Genomic DNA, 18,802 nt, shown 5'->3' on the forward strand with positions numbered 1-18,802 from the left:
GGTCGCCTTATTCTAAATAGGTGTAGCCGTAAAGGCCTGCGCGGTAATTGCTGATAAACTCTTTGCCCTCTTCGATGGTGATGCGGCCTTCGCCCACGGCCTTATGGACCCAGGATTCGAGACGGCGCACCAAACTCTTGGGGTCGTATTGGACGTACTCCAAAACGTCGGCCACGGTTTCGCCATCGATGGTCTTATCAATCGTATATCCTTCGGCATTTACCGAGATATGGATGGCATTAGTATCGCCAAAGAGGTTGTGCATATTGCCCAAGATTTCCTGATATGCACCAACGAGGAAGACACCTATATAATAATGCTCGCCTTGCCGCACATCGTGGAGCGGGATGTAGCTCGTCTGATGTCCGTTGTTAACATAGCCGATGATTTTTCCGTCGCTATCGCAGGTGATATCTTGAATCGTAGCCGATTGCGTAGGCCGCTCGTCGAGATGGGCAATAGGCATAATGGGGAAAATCTGATCAATGGCCCAGGAATCGGGGAGCGATTGAAAGAGAGAGAAGTTGCAGAAATATTTATCTGCCATTCGCTTGTCGATGTCGCGTAGCTCGTCGGGCACGTGCTTTTGGTGGTGAACCATTGCACTGACTTCGTGGGTAACGCTCCAATAGAGGGCTTCGATCTGTGCACGCGTCTTGAGGTCAAGCATACCCATACGGAATAAATCGAGGGCTTCTTCGCGGATATCTTCGGCGTCGTGCCAGTCTTCAAGCATTGAGCGCGGCGAAGTCTTGTCCCAAATCTCACTCAAATCTTTTACAAGTTGGTGATCATCGGGCGATGGCTCAAAATCTTCGGGCATCCGAGCGGGGCGCACGCTTTCCAAAACGTCGAGAATCAAAACGGAATGGTGCGCGGTAAGTGATCGGCCGCCTTCGGTTATGAGGTTCGGATGGGGGATATTGTTCTTGTTGGCCGCATCTACGAAAGTATAAACGCAGTCGTTGACATATTCTTGTATAGAATAGTTGACGCTGCTCGCAGAATTGGATGAGCGCGTCCCGTCATAGTCCACGCCTAAACCGCCGCCGCAGTCGACAAATTGTATGTCGAAACCCAATGAGCGCAGCTGCACATAAAACTGTGCCGCCTCGCGCAAGGCTGTGGAGATTCTGCGAATTTTGGTAATCTGACTGCCGATGTGGAAATGGATAAGTTTGAGGCAGTCGCGCATATTCATCTCGTTGAGCAACTGCAGTGCCTTTAGGAGTTCACTGGAGTTGAGACCAAACTTTGAAGCATCGCCGCCGCTTTCCTCCCATTTGCCTGCGCCGCTGGAAGCAAGCTTTATTCGGATGCCTAAGTTGGGACGGACGCCAAGTTTCTCGGCTGTGCGAGCGATAATAGCCAACTCCGGCAACTTTTCGATCACAAGAAAGACGCGCTTACCCATCTTTTGCGCCAACAAAGCCAGCTCAATGAAGTTTTGATCCTTATGGCCGTTGCAAATAATCGGGCTGTCGCTATCCATATTCGTGGCAATCACGGCGTGAAGTTCAGGTTTTGAACCCGCTTCAAGCCCCAAATTATAACGCTTGCCATGACTAATAATCTCTTCAACAACCGGACGCATCTGATTTACCTTGATGGGGTAAATAATAAAATGCTCTGCTTGGAAATTATATTCTTTTGCGGCGTTGTTAAAGCATTGTGCCGTCTTCTCAATGCGGTTATCCAAGATATCAGGGAAGCGCAAGAGCATCGGAGCCGTGATATCCTGCTTCGCAAGTTCTTCAACGACGTCCTGCAAGTCAACCTTTACGCCATCCTTGCGCGGAGACACGTAGACGTGGCCTTGTTCATTTATACCAAAGTAACTAACGCCCCAACCTTTTATTCCGTAGAGTTCCTCGGAATCATCAATTTTCCATTTCTTCATTGCCTACAATCGGTGTAGATATTTGCTTTTAGCTTTTTGTTTATACGTTGCGATGCCTGTGCCGGCGCAACTTCGTGCGGCGCGGAGCCGTTTTCCTCTCAGCAGTTCAAATCAACAGCCTCTTCAGTCGTACCCAGACATCGTTGAATCTCGTTTACGACGAAATTGACCTTACTGAAACTGTCTAAAACGTCTATATTGATAATGTGTTGTGCCTGTTCGTAAAAGGGCGAACGCTGTTCTAATTGCGCGGCGATGTGCGCTTCGAGTTCTTCAGTCGGTTTCCCCTCCAGCAAGGGACGCCTTCCGCGACTCATCTTCACGTGATCGCACAACGTGCGCGGAGATGCCTTCAAGTAAACCGTTTCTGAGACCTCATTCAGAAAGCGCATATTCTCATTAAAACAAGGCGTCCCGCCACCGCAACTGAGTACGATATCTTCAAAGGCCGCAGCTTCGCGCAGCATACGCGATTCCACGTCGCGAAAGTAGGCTTCTCCCTCATCCTCGAACATCGCTGTGATCTTCTTGTGGTAACGTTCTTCGATATACCAATCGAGATCGTAGAAGCGACGTCCTATTGCCTTCGCCAAATCGCGACCTATGATGGTCTTTCCGGCGCACATATAGCCGATGAGAGCAATACTCTTACTCATACAGACGTCTTTCTGATCAAGTCTTTTTGGTAGTTCGCCGACGCGTTGCCCGCGCCGGTTTCTTATTTTCTTCTGCGATAATCTTACGACACTCTTCCAGCGTCAATTCAGCGGCGCGCTCAGCCACGGCTTTCGGCAAGCGATAGTTTTTCTTTTGAAAGGCGATATACGGGCCAAAGCGTCCTTTAAGTACCTCCAAGTCCGGTTCCTCTTCAAACGACTTTATGTGTCGTTCGGCCTCTTCTTTGCGTTTTTCGACAATCAATGCTTCCGCTTCCTCCAGCGTGATCGTCATTGGGTCTTGATCTTTAGGAATGGAAACATACTTTTTCTCGTGCATCACATAAGGTCCGAAGCGCCCCACATTGATTACGACCGCCGACCCCTCAAAATCGCCCAGCGTGCGCGGCAGTTTGAATAAGTCCAAAGCCTCTTCGAGCGTAATTGTCTCTATACTTTGCCCCGGTTTAAGGCGTGCGAAGCGCGGTTTTTCCTCTTCTCCCGCTGCGCCGAGTTGGGCCATCGGCCCGAAGCGCCCTATTTTGACGCAGATGGGCTGTCCTGTGGCCGGATCAGTGCCAAGTTCTCGTTCGCCGGCCTTATGCGACGTTTTTTCCTGCAAGATTTTTTCCACCTGCGGATCGAAATGGCTATAGAAGCGACGCAGCAATTCCTGCCAATCTTCGTTTCCTTCAGCCACTTGGTCAAAGTCCTTCTCAACTTTCGCGGTGAAATTATAATCCATAATCTCCGGAAACGCGTGCAAGAGAAAGTCGTTGACGACGAGGCCCACATCCGTCGGGAACAATTTATTCTTCTCCGCGCCGTAAGTCTCCGTTTTAGTCGTGTCCGACAGTTTTTCGCCGCGCAAAGCGAGCACATTATATTTACGCTTGCTTCCCGGCCGATCCTCCTTTACCACATATTCGCGCTGCTGTATGGTGGAGATGGTAGGCGCATAGGTCGACGGGCGACCGATGCCCAATTCTTCAAGTTTATGCACCAGCGACGCCTCATTATAGCGGGCCGGATGCTGCGTAAAGCGTTCTGTGGCCGTTATTTCCGTGCGCTGCAGCGTAGCTCCTTTCTCTATTGGGGGCAGCAGACCACTCTCTGCGCGCTCTTCATCCTCATGGCTGCTTTCGCGATATACTTTTAGGAAACCGTCAAACTTAACGACTTCGCCCGTGGCAATAAATGGTTCTGCCAAGCCCGTGCCGGCGATTTCGATCGTCGTCCGTTCGAGTTCCGCGTCAGCCATTTGGCAGGCGATAGTCCGCTTCCAGATCAATTCATACAAGCGTTGTGCTTGTTTTGTGCCGCCTATTTCCCGCGCCGTCATATCCGTCGGGCGAATAGCTTCGTGTGCCTCCTGCGCACCCAGCGCATTCGTATGATACTGTCGGCTTTTATGGTAGCCTTGCCCCATCGACGCATTGATAACTTCCTTGCAAGCCGACAAGCAAAGGCCCGACAAGTTCATCGAGTCGGTACGCATGTAAGTAATGAGTCCGGCTTCGTACAAGGTCTGCGCGAGTCGCATCGTCAGCGCCACGGGATAGCCCAACTTGCGTGCGGCTTCCTGCTGCAAGGTCGAGGTTGTGAATGGCGGCGCCGGCTTCCGCTTTGCCGGCGTCTTGGTTACGGTCTCCACCGTAAAAACGGCCTGCTTGCAAGCTTCGAGATAAGCTTGAGCTTCGGCTTTTGTTTTGAAGTTTTTGCGCAATTCCGCTTTCAGCAGGACAGATTCGCCTTGCGCCTCGGGCAAGGTAAAAAGTGCGACAACGTGGAAAGATGCCTCCGACTGAAAGGCTGCGATTTCGCGCTCTCGCTCCACGACGAGGCGAACGGCCACGCTCTGCACGCGACCGGCTGAAAGGCTGGGTCTCACCTTGCGCCACAGAATCGGCGAAAGTTTGAAACCGACCAAACGGTCTAATACGCGGCGCGCTTGCTGCGCATCTACGAGTCGCAGGTCAATATGGCGCGGCGCTTGGATAGCCGACAGGATAGCCGGCTTCGTAATTTCGTGGAAGACGATGCGGTTTGTAGCCTCGGGGTCTAACTTTAAGACTTTCGCAAGGTGCCAACTGATGGCTTCTCCCTCGCGGTCTTCATCGGAAGCCAGCCATACGGTCTCGGCCTTCTTGGCTGCGGCCCGCAAGTCGGCTACAACTTTCTTCTTGTCGTCGGGTATTTCATACTGAGGCTCAAACGTTTTTAAGTCGATCCCGAAATCTTTCTTCTTCAGGTCGCGTATATGACCATAAGAGGACATTACTTTGTAGTCCTGTCCTAAAAATTTCTCAATGGTTTTGGCTTTTGCGGGCGACTCCACAATGACCAAGTTTTTTTGTCTTTCCGTCATGTTACGTATTCCTCTTCTTATTTCCACTACACCGACAAAATAGGCCGAAAGAATCTATCCGGCAGCGACAACGGCGCAAGCGGATTCTGCCGATGCTCACTTTTCGGCCGCGAAGATAGAAAAAAAAAATGAGGGCTACACATTATATAATACGAGTTCGCCCATTGGAGCGTAAAAAAATGAGATTTTCCGGCAGACTTCGACTTGATTTTTCTTCCTGACGGCGCATAGTTTTGATACCAAAGCAGCAAACCGGCTGCACCAAGCGGCAACTTAAAAGGCGGAGCGGCCGATAGCGAACGAGGCCGATTGAAGAGCCTTTTATTTTCTTTTGATTATGAGCGAATTGAAGCTGAATAATCAGCCCGATCATTCGCTTTACCCACCTTCAGATGCGGGCCATCGTTTCGTTTGCTGCCGCCAAACCATAGTTTGCTCCCACCAAACGATAGTATGCTCCCACCAAACAATAGTTTGCTGCCACCAAACGAAAACCAAGGGCGCGAAAGCTGCAGCTTATGGCATCGAAAGCAAGCGCTATGCCCGACTTCATCACCGCCGCACGTACTTTTCGCTTGTGCTATCAAGCCAAAAATAGCTGTTAGTATATTAAAATCACTCTTTTTATCCAAAATACAATAAAATAATAGCGATAAACTTGCCATTAAATAAGAAATTTCATAACTTTGCTTCCAAACAATACTTACCATTTAAAGAGCACGAGTTATGAGACAGGACTTTTCAGACGATTTTCGCCTAAGAGAGACGGCGGAGCGCGAGGAATTCGAGCAGGAGATCTATACGCTCGCTCGACCTACAGCATACACGCGCAGACGACGCTTGCAGGAAAAGGACGAATGGTATAGTATCCTGGACGAAAGTTAAAGTAACCATTGGACAAAAAAGTACTTCAAGCGCAAACTATTAAAGCCGAGGCTGCCCGCCTCGGCTTTTCGGCGTGTGGACTGGCGCGTGCGGAGCGAGTGGATCAGACGCAGGAAGCGCGCTTTAGGAAGTGGATAGCCGAGGGTAAGCACGGAGAGATGGATTACTTGGCGCGCAACATCGAAAAACGCATGGATCCGCGCTTATTGGTAGAAGGTGCGCAGACGATTGTCGCAGTGGCGATGAATTATCTGCCGGCTCATCTACCCGAAAAGCCGCCTTTGGCGCGCTATGCTTATGGAAAGGACTATCATGACGTGGTGCGCGAACGCCTGCTTGCCTTGATGCAAAGCTTAAACCTGAAGCCGTATGAAGACGGCCGCGCCTTTGTCGATACGGCGCCCGTCGATGAGCGTTATTGGGCCGTCAAAGCCGGCTTGGGATGGACCGGTCGCAACGGCCAACTGATCATACCGCGTGCGGGGTCGTACTTTTTTCTCGGCGAACTGATCTTGGTGCATCCGGCTGACGCTTATGACAGTCCGAAGCGCAACCTTTGCGGTAATTGTCGGGCCTGCGTCGACGCCTGTCCCGCCGGCGCACTCTGCGGAGACGGCAGTATGGACGCGCGCAAGTGTCTTTCTTATCTGACCATCGAACATCGCGGACCGCTGCCCGAAGAGGCGGGTGAGCAGATGGGCGATTGCTTCTACGGCTGCGATCGTTGTGCGGAAGTTTGCCCGTGGAACCGTTTTGCCCGTCCGACGCAGGAAGCCGCCTTTGCGCCTTCAGCGGAATTGCTCCGAATGAAGACCGAGGATTGGCGGGCGCTGGACGTAGAAACTTACCGCCGCCTTTTCAAAGGATCGGCCGTTAAAAGAGCCAAATATGAAGGACTGAAAAGGAATATCGACGCCTGGAAGCCTTAAACATTCCAAAAAACACAGAAAAATCGGCCCTTTTGCGTAACTTTCGCCCTGCTTTAGACGTTATACCTCATAAGAACCAATAAAAAACCAATGATAACGATATGAACAAAGGATCTCTTTTTGCACTGCTCCTTTGTGGAGCGCTCCTGACAACGGGTTGTGCAAGCAAAAAACAATTGGAAACACTACGCAACGAGAATGCGGCGCTGCGTCAAGCCAACGAGGAGGGCCGCATCCAATTGGCCGAATGCAATGCAAATACGGACAACCTCCGCAACCGACTTTCTGACGAGCAACGCCGAGTGGACGATCTCAGAAAAGATTACCAGCTTCTGCAAGGCTCACTCGACAAATCGCTGCAACAGAACTCGCAAGGCAGTATCAACATCTCCAAACTGGTAGATGAGATCAACGCGTCGAATAGATTTATTAAGCAACTGGTAGAAGCCAAGTCGAAGTCGGACTCTTTGAATATGGTGCTCACAAACAACTTAACGCGCTCACTAAGTAACGACGAGTTAAGGGAAGTCGATGTTAAGGTTCTCAAAGGCGTAGTCTACATTTCGCTGGCCGATAATATGCTCTACAAATCGGGTAGCTACGAGATCAATAGTCGCGCCAAAGAGACGCTAAGCAAGATTGCGAAGATCATAAAAGACTATCGCGACTACGATGTTTTGGTCGAAGGTAACACAGACCCTGTGCCCATTACGCGTACAAACATTCGCAACAACTGGGACTTGTCGTGTCTGCGTGCTTCGAGCGTTGTATTGGCACTGCAAAACGATTATGGCGTAAACCCTGCACGCTTGACGGCCGCCGGACGCGGAGAATATAACCCCGTTACTACGAACGAAACGGAAGTGGGCAAGCAGCGCAACCGCCGCACGCAGATCATCATCACGCCGAAGTTGGATCAGTTTATGGACTTGATTGACAAAGCGCCCGAAACGGACAACAACAAATAAAATTCGCACGACACTCTTTTCAATATTCAGAGAATGGCGGCAATTTCGTAAGCGCTCTCGCAACGCTTATCGAAGTTGCCGCCTCGTTTTTTATACACCGCCGCCGCGCTTTTGCAGCGCGGCGGCGGCAGCGACGATTATCGGCTGCAACAGACCGCGGCGATGAAGGCCTAAAACGTTAAAAGCTCGGCGCAATGCTTTTTAAAGCCAAAAAAGTATTGTGGAATCAAAATTACGCCCTATTTTTGCGAGGCAAATATGTTATTCCAACTGATTCTAATCTAAATTGTCTAAAAATGAAAAGGATTTTACTCGTATTGGCGCTTGTCCTGACTTGCTGCTGCAACATTCAGGCACAATCTTTACAGCCAACAATGGAAGCGCCTTTTGTGAAGGTTCTCACACCGACAACAAAAGGCACAATCAAACCCGGTGCAAATCAAGTTTGGTGGGGCTATTACACCGATGGAATGATGCGTGATGCCATCGGAACGCAGACCGCCGAAACGGTAGAGCAAGCTATCTTTATCAAAGGCAACGACCCCTTTATGGCCGGCAAGAAGATTCAGGCTATCCGCTTCTTCCTCCGTTCGCTCAAGGACGTTTCCGAAGTTCGCGTATGGCTCGCAAAGCCCAACGCAGCAGGACAACCGCCCGCCAATACAAAGCAGGCTGACGTGTCTGTCACTTGCGACCTGACCCAACTACAAGCCGGCGATCAAGATCAAAACCACCTGGGTATTGCAAACGACATCGTTCTGACGCAACCATTTGAGGTTCCGGCTGAAGGCGTATTCGTTGGCGTTACTTTCGAGATCGAAGCGCTCTCTGATCCGATCAACGCTTCGCCCATCGTAACGACCGGCAGAGGCACTGACATTGACAATTCGCTTTGGGTACGCACGGCTGTCCGCATACCTAACTGGGCAGACGCAGCCAACAAAGGCTTCGGCCGCGCAACTATTCAAGTGTTGAGTGAAGGCGCTATTCCTGAAAACGCGCTCGACACAAAAGACTTCGATCCGGTATATATGAAGCCGGGCAAGCGTGCGATCGTGCCCGTAACGGCAACGATGGCCGGCACGAAGCAAGTAAATAGCTTGGCCTTTACGATGAAAGTGGGCAACCACGAACCATCGAAAGAGCAAACGGTGGACCTGCCGCAGCCGCTCACATTGTTTGGCCAAGAGTTACTCTTAAATATTCCCGTCAACGCGCCTATGCAGTCCGGCGAATTCCCCGTAGAAGTGACGATCACAAAGGTTAACGGAGAAGCCAATGGTTCTATCCACCCCACGGGTAAAGGTGCCTTTGTCGTGCTGGAGAAAGAGATTGTGCGCAACGTTGTCGTAGAAGAATACACAGGCACAGGCTGTGGCTACTGCCCGCGCGGCATTGCCGGAATGATGAAGCTCCGCGATACTTTCGGCGACCGCTTTATCGGCATCGGCATCCACCGCTATAACGACAGCGACCCGATGTTTATCACGAAATATGAGCGCTTAGCTTGGGAGGGCGCACCCAAATGTATGCTTGATCGCGGTAAGCAGATCGACCCCTTCAAGGGCTCTGGCGAAGGCATTGTGAAAGACTTCCAGGAGGAAATGGAGCGCACTTCGGCTATCGAAGTGAGCGTATCCGGCGCCATAGATGATGCAAAAACGCACGTCTATGCTACGGCTAACATCAATCCGCTCGTTAGCGGCAACTTCAAGTTGGCTTATGTTTTGATAGCTGATGAGGTTTTCTGCCCGAAAGACAACTGGCGCCAAATGAACTACTACTCTGCACGCCGCAGAGAGACGCAGCCTGAAGAGATGGCGCAATTCTGCATGGGCGGTGCGCAGGGCACGAAATTCTTTGAGTGGCACTACGATGACGTAGCGATCAGCAGTTCTTACGACAACAACGGCAAGAACCAAGTGCAGATTGGCACACTCGAAGCCGGCAAAACCTTGAAGCACTCCTTCACGATCGATATGCCGACGGATGCGGAACTGCTCTCTGCTGTTCAGACGAACAAACTCTACGTGGTGGCAATGGTTATCGCCCCCGACGGCCGCATTGAGAATGCAGCGAAGTCGCAGGTAACGCCGATCGCAGGCATCCACGATATTGAAAGTTCGCAGAAGCTCACAGAAGTAGCTCGCTACACGATCGATGGCCGCCGCATCAGTCAGCCGCAAAAGGGCGTAAACATCGTGAAACTCTCTGATGGCACAATCTTTAAGGTGTTGGTAAAATAAACCGACGAGGTTGAAGCCCCGCTTAACATAACGCGCCGGCAATGAGATTATGATTTCTCATTGCCGGCGCTTTCATTTGCGGCCGTCTGCAGTTATCACGGGCGATGCTTGTTGTAGAGATAGTGTCGGAAAGACTATCGCAAATCTTCGAAAACGAAAGCTACGCCGACTCAACAAAGAAAAATAGCGAAAGTTTTCTATCGTATTCTTTGCAATTGTCGATTCGACCTCGTATCTTTGCCTTGAAGAGGAAAAGTGCAAAAATTAAACAAATCTATAATCCATACGCGCGCACCCTTCTATTTTGTAACCACAGGCAGCGAAAAGCTGTATTTGTATAACTAAAAACCGCTATTTACTTATGAAGAAATTTTTCGCAACTTTCCTGTTCTCCGCCCTCTTTGCAGGTATGGCGGTAGCACAGGACGCTCCGACGGTCATTACGCAGCCGGCTGCGGGCGAAACGATCAACCTTTACCGTACGACGACGGGCTTTGAGTCGATCTACTACTATGGCGTACCCCATCAAAGCACGGGCGACTGGCATCGAATCGTCTTTGGCGACGACGGCGCTGTGTACCTCGAAAACCCGCTCAACTCGCTCTATACGAAGACTTGGATTAAAGGTAAACGCACGGAGGGAGACACGATCAGTTTCCAACTTCCGCAAGCAATCTTTGCCGAGAAAGACTTCTCTACGGGCGATTACAAGTATGGCTATCTCTATCGCATTCATCCGGCAACTAAAGATGGTAAGCAAACGTATATGCCTAACGAAGGCGAAGCCAATCAGGTGTTGAAATACGTATGGCGCAACGACTCGCTCATAATGGTGCTTGGTCGAGAAGAAATGATCGGTATGTGCCGCGAAACGGGTGCTTGGACCAGCTATGCAGAAGCCACTTACGAGGGCGTGCGCAAGGACAACAACACGGAAGCGCCGTCAGCTTCGGCGAAGACTTGGGACGGACTGATACTCTATATGGATATGGAGGGCAAATCGCAGTTGTATCCCGTGAAATACGCTATGGATGGTGAAGATGTCTATATTGGCGACCTGTCGGCTAACGTGAAAGGCTTGTGGATCAAGGGAAAGAAGGAAGGCACGACCGTCACTTTCCCCTCTACCTCCTATGTTGGTATCGACACTACGACGGCTTGCTACGTCTATGCTTCTTCCGGCTATATGGGCAAGGGCAAGAGCGAATCGGGCGAAGAGTTTGCGAAAGCTTGCATCAGTCCGGATCCGCTCGTCTTCACTTACGATGAAGAGAAAAACGCGCTCAGCACGAAGGGCATCTTAATGATTCACAAGAGTATGGAGGATGATCGCAGCACGCACATCTTCGACGTGTATCGTTATGCGCTCATCAATCAATGGGATAAGAAGCCGGCTGCGCCTATGCCGCCGAAACTCACGGCTTATCAGCCTTACGATCCGAATCCTTGGGGTGGTCCCGGCGGTTTGCAGTTCACCTTGAGCTACTACTCAGCCGACTTCAACTATCTTGACCCCTCACATCTCTACTACAATCTCTACATCGACGGCGAACTATTTACGTTCAAACCCGACACATACAAGAGTTTAACGGAAGAGATGACCGACGTTCCCTACGCCTTCTCTGATCAATATCACTTCTACAAGTATGACGACAATGCGCGCGCAATTTATTTCTATAAAGACGCGAAGGAGAAAGTCGGAATGGAAGCGGTCTACATTGACGGCGACCAGCGCCTCCGCTCAGGCATCACGGAATATGTCGTATCTGATACAGGCCTCAAGCCCGCTACGACAAAGCGCATCGAGCGTGTTGAGTTCTACGATCTATCCGGCCGCAGCGTAAGTTGTCCGGAAAGAGGCATCTACGTGCAAACAACGTTCTATACGGATGGCTCTAAGGTTTCGCAGAAGATTGTGAAGTAACGCTACCATAAGGGGCTGTCGCCAAATGCTCGGCCACTGCCCTCTTGCTAAGGCTTTTATGGCAACCCAATAAAAGTCTTAAGGATATAATAAAGGGCTGACACTTATGAACGGTGTCAGCCCTATTTTTTCGTTTTAGCGCCATCTGCCATAAAGGCAGCCGGCGAGGCTAAGCGGCAAAGGTAGCCGCAGACGAAGGCGACGCGCGGACCTTGCCTATTACTTACATACGCTTTGGAATGATCTCATAGACGTCAGCCTTGCCGACCAGTTCGATATGATCCACGCCCTTTGCTACGTCTACGGTGAAAAACGACTTATCAGTAGTCATCTCAGCCTTCAGCCGTTTGCGCTTATCATACTGACACACGCGCACAGAACCACCTTTGGGCAAATCAAGCAGGAAGGTGTAAGCACTCGTAGCACGCGGCACTTCAAACAAAACGACGTGCGTACTCTTATAAGCTGTGTTCAATTGGCGATCAAAGGCATTTACGACCCGCTCAGCCGTAGCCTTGCTATCACTCAATACCACGGAAGCACCATCGGCCGGCGTCACAACGAAAGAGCGTATAGCCGCCCAATTCTTGCGCGCAGAATCCAATCGGCGCAAACGTATATAACGCGCCATAACCGGCTCACCCTGCCACAGAATATCATAGCAATTCTTCAAATCAGCCAACAGCGGCTGCCAAGCATAGCCATCAACAGAATATTCCAAAGTCGCGTGGTCGTAGAAGTCGCAATCGTCTTTCGAATTTCTACCTTGCAAAATGTGTATATCGCTCACGGCTGTCAGTTCAGGAAGCGCTACGCCCATCCAGTCGCCGTCTTTCTGAGACACGCCTGAAGTGTAGTGGGTCACGCTATCCGCATCAAACATCAATCGGCTTTGCATCGTCTTGATACTTTTATATGTTCCTATGCCGCGCAGCCTGAATGCTTTTTGCCCCGAAAGCTGTTCGTAGAAGACATCAGCCAGATCCTCCATCGCAAAGTCATAGAAGGGTTGCAACTTCATCGTGCCCAACTTGTGCGCCTCGTAGGCTTTCTTATCCTCCGAACGCATACAATTCTTCAGATAATCTTGCCAGAAATTCTGCGTATGTCCTGCGCGATAGAGATCCATAAGTTCGATAGCCTTCTTACCTCGCTCGCCGAGTTTGCCACATTCTATGAGCCACGGCCTCAACTCTTTCAGCAATTGTGGGTCCGTGCAGCCGGCCTCGATCTCAGCCGGCGCTTTCGCCACGCGCTCAAATTCTTGATACAGATCGTCACGTTTCCCGCGCGTGTAGTTGGATAATCTGAAAATGACCGTCTCCCACGACTCATCGCGCCGATAGCCCGTCTCCGTATCGGCCGAGTGAATCGCAAAGGTGCGATAAGCCTCCTTAGCCCGCGGCATCATCACCTCCAAGCCACGCTCCCAGCTGTCAATCGGATTGTAGTCCTTCGGATTCCAAGTATAATCGGCAACGCTATAAAGCGACAGCTTTGAAGCCGCGCCGTGCTCCATCGGATTGCTCACAAGTCCGCACATATCATTGTTCCTAAGCGAATTGTCCAAGCCATAGACCGGCCCTTGCAAGATAATATGTCGGGCATAGTCGGTTACCGCATAGTTCCACCAGAAGAAAGCCGGACGCTTGATGCGACTATCGACCCAATCGAGCGTCTCCTTTGTCACGTCACTGCAAACCACATCGCCCGTCCAAAACACGCGAATAGAGGGGTCGAGCGTTCGGCCATAGATACTCAAAGGTCCATCTTCGCCGGCCTTTGCCCACAACTTGGAATAGTCCGTAGGGCAAACAATAAGTGGCGACACGTCACCTTTCGCTTTCACAAACTCCTTGGTCAGACGATTCAGCAGTTCTACTTGTCGGTTCGGATTAGTGCCCTCGCCTTCAATATCATCAAAGAAGATGGCAAACGAGCGCACACCGTCAGCATACATAAGCTCAAACTTATGCACGAGGTTCTGATAATCTTCTTCGTTCCATTTAATATCCTTTCCCGGATGCACAGCCCAAACGAAGTCTACCCGATTCTTTTGGCAGGCCTCAACCAGTTCCTTAATCTGCTGTTGCTCCTTCACGGGATAAGGCAGTCGCCAATTCGGAGCACTATGATAAGGATCATCTTTAGGGCCATAGATATAGGTGTTAAGTTTATACTTACCATACCAATCAATCAGCGACAAACGCACAGCGTGCGACCAAGGTGGCCCATAAAAGCCCTCCACGACGCCACGATAAGGAAAAACCGGCGCGTCACTAATCTCGAGGCAAGGAAGCTTCTTTCCACCCTCCACAGCCGGACTCTCCATCAATTGTCGCAAAGTCTGGATGCCATAGAAGAGTCCTAAATCGTTCTCAGCCATAATGCTGATACCCTTCTTCGTAATGCGCAACGAATAGGCACCATCTGCAACCGAACTACCCTCATAGCCTTTCTCTATAATCACCGGTATCTTTGCAAATTGCAGCCGCAGCGGGAAGCCCTTGGGCGTATGAACGAGGAAGTCAATATCGCCCCGATAGTCCCAAGCCTCTTTAAGCGTCGGTAGAGGCGACTCCAACTTTACGCCGCCACTAATATCGATCGTTCCCTCATTCGTCAGCTTCATATAACGCGGCGTGGGATTGACCACAAGTCCGTGATGGTCCATCTTCTCTCCCGGAGCCGGATTGACCCACTGCACCTCCAAGCGCTGACTACTTAGGTCAAACTCATTGCTCTGTGCATAAGCGGCCGCCAGGGCGCATAAGCCCCAAGCGAAAGCCACGAATCGTTTCTTTTGTTTCATGTAAGTTCTTCAATATTTAGCAGCCGACTTACCACATACTTCTACATAAGTTCAAGCCGACAAAGAGAGGCAACCCGACAGCTCCCTCCGTAAAACAAGAAATTTTACCTGCAAAAAAAAGAAATTAAAATGACTTTAACCCCTCACCGCACATTAAAAATTCCTTTAACAGAAGATTCGCATCACGAATACCTAAACTTTTTATCGAAGAATTGTAGTAAATCGTGATATGATCAGTAATGTGCAACCAAACTTGCGATAGGTTTATAAGTTATTAGGCCAAAAAGTTTACTATCATTCAGGTCAATGATCGCAAGGCAATTGCTAACTTCATCTGACAAGGCTCCCCCTGGCAACGCAAGCTCTTAGGCTTGGCCGTTAACCCTTTCTACTGGCGGGCATTGGCATGTTTTTGAAAGACCAACCCTATGGGGTTGTCAATTAACCTATGCTCCGAGGCAGCGTTGACGTTACACGTCAACACTGCCCTACCAAAAGACTAACCCCGATGGGGTTATTTGTGAACGAAAGTGCGCGATAGTTGACGATTTTAGGCGTGCAAATGTTAGCCTCATATTTATTTATGTCAAAGGTAACACAAAATTAAACCGACAAAACTACACCCTCAAAAACAACCCCTTAGGGTTGGTCCTTTGGCAGGGCAGGGTTAAGATGCGAAGCGGCTTAACCCTGCCTAAGTCCAGCGCGAAGTGCAACCCCTTAGGGTTGGTCTTTGTTTACGACTGCATTTCGCCGATTATATATGCTAATAAATCAATTTGCCAAAGCTCACCCCCGCAAAACAACCCCTTAGGGTTGGTCGTTTACACTTTCTTCCGGCGGGCGTTGGGTCGTTTTGAAAGACCAATCCTAAGAGATTGACAATTTTACTATGCTCCGAGACAGCGTTGACGCTGTGCATCAACACTGCCCTACCAAAAAACTAACCCCTAAGGGGTTATTTGTGACGGACAACGCGCGATAGTTGGCGATTTTAGGCGGGCAATTTTTAGCCGCATATTTATATTATATCAAATGTAATACCAAACAAAACCGCCAATGCCCACGCCCGCACCACAACCCCCTAGGGTTGGCCTTTTGGCAGGGCAGGCGTTGGAGCGAAGCGACAACCCTGCCACAATCCGCCGCAATGGGCAACCCCTTAGGGTTGGTCTTTCAAAATCGTCCGCATATAGCCGTTTGTATATGCTGATAAATCAAACTACCAATGCCTACGCCCGCAACACAAGCCCTTAGGCTTGGTCTTTTGGCAGGGCAGGCGTTGGGGCGAAGCGACAACCCTGCCATAGTTCGCCGCAATGTGCAACCTCTTAGGGTTGGTCTTTCAAAATCATCCGTGGATTTGCTTATTATCAATGGATTATATCGCGTTTTGTCGGCTCAACGGAAATGCTTACCTTTGCATGCGCAAGGGCGAGGAGCGCTCTTGGTTCAATTATTCACCAATTAAATCTATACCACAATGATTAAATTTGTTATCAGAGCGAAGAAAAATCCGCTCAAGAGAGATCAAGTGAAATTTTATCCCCAGATGGCGCCGGGCGTGCCCGTGATGTTGCGCACGATTGTCGGGCGCATCGAGAAGCGTTCGGGCGTATCTTCTGCCTCCGTCAAGGCGGTATTGGATGCCCTGCAATATGAAATTCTCCAAACACTTGCGGATGGTAATTCGGTTCGCTTAGGAGACCTCGGTTCTTTTCGCCTGACGATGCACGGCGAGGGCGTAACGACGGCGAAAGAGGCAAAGGAAAAAGGGGCAAATCTCATTAAGCGCGTGAGCGTGAGGTTCACGAAAAGCAGTACGATGCGTATGGCACTCGACAAGCGCAACTTAATCTTCGGTGCGCAGGACGATATCCGGAATGCGAAGTAGGTGAGGATTGAGGCACAGCTTAGTGCCGGCAACAATTTACATTTAGCAAAGGCCGCGTTTTCAACCGATGAAAGCGCGGTTTTTTCGTATCTTGTCGAAAATGGGTCGTTTTTCGGTGGTTCGGGGATAGGGTTTGTTGAAACTTTCACCTATGATCGGAAAAAGTTTCTTAGGTGAAAGTTTGAACTTTCTTATAAGCAAATTAAAATTGTCTTATAGGAGAGTTTTTTCGATCATAGGTGATAGTTTGGCGGAGGTGCGTAGTGGGTTGCGGCGGGGTGGTTTATTCGGCATTTTTATAGCCGAATATGCGATGAAACCGCGGTTTTTTTGAATAATTTTATTTTCGTATTGATACATTTTCGCGTGTTTATGAAAGACCAACCCTATGGGGTTGGCATTTTTACGGGGCTTCGAGGCAGTGTTGACGCTGTGCGTCAACACTGCCCTACCAAGAGACTAACCCCGATGGGGTTATCGGCGGGTGAGAATGCGCGAGGATTATGTGATTTTAGGCGGAATATCGGCCATATTCCGTTGCGAGTTTATATGGGAGTGCGGAAAAAACATGCAAACAAGCCCTTAGGCTTGGTCTTTTGGTAGAGCAGGGTTAAAGTGCGTAGTGCTTTAACCCTGTTTAATGAGGCACGCCGTTTTGCAACCCCATAGGGTTGGTCTTTCAAGTTTGACGCGTATATGAGTTGGGGTATCTTGAGAGACCAACCCTATGGGGTTGTCATTGAACCCTTGATTCGTGGCAGCATTGACGCTGTGCGTCAACACTGCCCTGCCAAAAGACTAACCCCGATGGGGTTATTGGCGGGTGAGAATGCGCGAGGATTATGTTGTTTCAATCGGGAGATTGGCGCGTTCATAGGTGTGTCCGGTTGCGATAAAGTTATTTGTGGGCGATATTGTATAAGGATTATCTGGATTTCATCGATGGAATCGGGGATTTTGACACTGTAACTTGGACGGTGATGCGGTATTGGTGGGCAAGATTATACGATATTATTGTGATTTTGGGCGGAGAATTGGCCATATTCCATAGCAAGTATAGAGAGTTGAGCGGTAAGGAAAAATGTACAAAAACAAGCCCTTAGGCTTGGTCATTTGGCAGGGCAGGTGTTGGAGCGGAGCGACAACCCTGCCATAGTGTGTCGCGAGAGGGCAACCCCTTAGGGTTGGTCTTTCAAGGTTTGCTGCGTGTATGAATTGGGATGTTTTGAAAGACCAACCCTACGGGGTTGTCATTGAGCCCTTGATTCGTGGCAGCGTTGACGCTGTGCGTCAACACTGCCCTGCCAAAAGACTAACCCCAATGGGGTTATTGGCGGAATAAATTGGGCGGAAGTTGCGTGAAATTAGGTGAGTTATTGACATTATCACAGGCGAGAGGTGTAGAATAGGGATATTTGTGAATGAATTTAGTCGAAAGTTATGGAAATTTGGGCGGGATGTTGTCATTTTTATAGACGCGAGGCGTAAAAAGTGGGTTGTTTATGGGTAAAATTGCGTTGAAATGAGGCGTAATAATGTGGTAAAATGCTCTTTAATCAATTGTGGTCGGTAGAGGTGGGCTATTTCCGGGTAGATTTTGGTGTAATTGATGAATTTTGAGGTTGCAAATGTCGCGTACTTATCGCTGCGAGATAGCGGACAACATAGTAATTTAATAAAACCAATATCATATTGTCCCTACTTCGTTTCTCATTTATAATGATATACGTGGCAATGTACACAGTAACAACTCTTTAAGGTTGGTCCTTTGGCAGAGCATGGTTAAAGCGAGTAACGCTTTAACCATGTTTAGTGGACCACGCCGTTTTGCAACCCCTTAGGGTTGGTCTTTTAAAATTTCCTCGGAGAGTTTAGGCTTGACTTGATCCTCAAAGTGGAGCAGAAGACCGTCTAGAACCGGAAAGTAAAAGTCAGAAAGAATAGAATATATCAAAATAAAATGATGAAATATCAATCAAAACAACTATATTTGCAGTTGTGTACTTTAGTCTGACAATGTACAATAAATAATTTATTACGATATGAGATCTTATCTATCATTTATTCTAAGTACCATATTTATCTCAACCTCTTACGCGCAGACAAACGTCATAGATGGTCATGAATATGTGGATATGGGATTGCCTAGCGGAACTTTATGGGCAACCTGCAATATTGGTGCAACATCTTCTACAGACTTCGGCGATTACTTCGCGTGGG

General features: G+C 49.5%; 11 protein-coding genes. 6 read left to right on the forward strand and 5 right to left on the reverse strand.

Going from position 1 to position 18,802, the window contains the following annotated elements; genetic code table 11:
• Positions 1-7 precede the first annotated feature (7 nt).
• From speA to GCWU000325_RS11915, 4 genes are all read right to left on the reverse strand, one after another.
• Positions 8-1,900 (reverse strand): biosynthetic arginine decarboxylase, encoded by a 1,893-nt coding sequence (speA, locus tag GCWU000325_RS03475; protein ID WP_006254727.1) that lies wholly within the window; start codon positions 1,898-1,900, stop codon positions 8-10.
• 98 nt (positions 1,901-1,998) lie between these two features.
• Entirely contained in the window at positions 1,999-2,556 is a 558-nt protein-coding gene (locus GCWU000325_RS03480) for a shikimate kinase (protein WP_006254728.1), read from the reverse strand.
• Positions 2,557-2,572: 16 nt separating this feature from the next.
• Positions 2,573-4,924 (reverse strand): type I DNA topoisomerase, encoded by a 2,352-nt coding sequence (topA, locus tag GCWU000325_RS03485; RefSeq protein WP_006254729.1) that lies wholly within the window; start codon positions 4,922-4,924, stop codon positions 2,573-2,575.
• 335 nt (positions 4,925-5,259) lie between these two features.
• Positions 5,260-5,634: a hypothetical protein gene (locus GCWU000325_RS11915; RefSeq protein ID WP_006254732.1), complete on the reverse strand. Its 375-nt coding sequence runs from the start codon at positions 5,632-5,634 to the stop codon at positions 5,260-5,262.
• 16 nt (positions 5,635-5,650) lie between these two features.
• Between GCWU000325_RS11915 and GCWU000325_RS11920 the strand changes: the two genes are divergently transcribed.
• From GCWU000325_RS11920 to GCWU000325_RS03510, 5 genes are all read left to right on the forward strand, one after another.
• The gene (locus GCWU000325_RS11920; RefSeq protein ID WP_006254733.1) at positions 5,651-5,809 is read left to right on the forward strand and encodes a hypothetical protein; all 159 of its coding nucleotides are present in this window, start codon (positions 5,651-5,653) and stop codon (positions 5,807-5,809) included.
• A gap of 8 nt (positions 5,810-5,817) precedes the next feature.
• On the forward strand, positions 5,818-6,738 hold the full coding sequence (gene queG, locus GCWU000325_RS03490) for a tRNA epoxyqueuosine(34) reductase QueG (protein ID WP_006254734.1): 921 nt from the start codon (positions 5,818-5,820) through the stop codon (positions 6,736-6,738).
• A 101-nt stretch (positions 6,739-6,839) separates the two neighbouring features.
• Positions 6,840-7,706, forward strand: coding sequence for an OmpA/MotB family protein (locus GCWU000325_RS03495; protein WP_006254735.1), 867 nt, complete (start codon positions 6,840-6,842; stop codon positions 7,704-7,706).
• Positions 7,707-8,002: 296 nt separating this feature from the next.
• The gene (locus GCWU000325_RS03500; RefSeq protein ID WP_154646569.1) at positions 8,003-9,952 is read left to right on the forward strand and encodes a hypothetical protein; all 1,950 of its coding nucleotides are present in this window, start codon (positions 8,003-8,005) and stop codon (positions 9,950-9,952) included.
• Positions 9,953-10,313: 361 nt separating this feature from the next.
• Positions 10,314-11,876, forward strand: a complete 1,563-nt coding sequence (locus GCWU000325_RS03510) for a hypothetical protein (protein ID WP_006254738.1) — start codon at positions 10,314-10,316, stop codon at positions 11,874-11,876.
• Positions 11,877-12,099: 223 nt separating this feature from the next.
• Here the strand turns inward: GCWU000325_RS03510 and GCWU000325_RS03515 are convergent, their stop codons facing one another.
• Complete coding sequence (locus GCWU000325_RS03515; protein ID WP_006254739.1) at positions 12,100-14,688, reverse strand: beta-N-acetylhexosaminidase family protein; 2,589 nt, start codon at positions 14,686-14,688, stop codon at positions 12,100-12,102.
• A 1,483-nt stretch (positions 14,689-16,171) separates the two neighbouring features.
• Here GCWU000325_RS03515 and GCWU000325_RS03520 point away from each other — a divergent pair.
• Complete coding sequence (locus GCWU000325_RS03520; protein ID WP_006254013.1) at positions 16,172-16,582, forward strand: HU family DNA-binding protein; 411 nt, start codon at positions 16,172-16,174, stop codon at positions 16,580-16,582.
• Positions 16,583-18,802: the final 2,220 nt, after the last annotated feature.

The sequence above is a fragment of the Alloprevotella tannerae ATCC 51259 genome (genome assembly GCF_000159995.1).
GTDB lineage: Bacteria > Bacteroidota > Bacteroidia > Bacteroidales > Bacteroidaceae > Alloprevotella > Alloprevotella tannerae.